The organism is Phormidium sp. CCY1219, from assembly GCF_035615515.1.
Classification (GTDB): domain Bacteria; phylum Cyanobacteriota; class Cyanobacteriia; order Cyanobacteriales; family Laspinemataceae; genus CCY1219.
On the sequence record NZ_JAJENT010000088.1, the window covers coordinates 1 to 260 of the forward strand.

Genomic DNA, 260 nt, shown 5'->3' on the forward strand with positions numbered 1-260 from the left:
TTGTTGGAGAAGGCAATCCCGAAGATTTGCGACCAGAAGCGGTTCGCAGTGACCATCGAGTAGGTTTCTTCGGCTTGAGTGGGTTCGAAGGCGCGGAAGGTGTTGGAGCCTTCGCCGTCTTCAAACAAGGTATTTTCCACGGTAGCTCCGTGAATGGCGCAGAGCAATGCACCACCCAGGATACCGGCCACTCCCATCATGTGGAAGGGGTTTAAGGTCCAGTTGTGGAACCCTTGGAAGAACAATAGAAAACGGAAGAT

1 pseudogene is annotated in these 260 nt (G+C 52.7%); it reads right to left on the bottom strand.

What is annotated here, in order from left to right:
• Window positions 1–260 (bottom strand): annotated as a pseudogene (locus LKK83_RS31880) (photosystem II D2 protein (photosystem q(a) protein)); the annotation flags it as partial.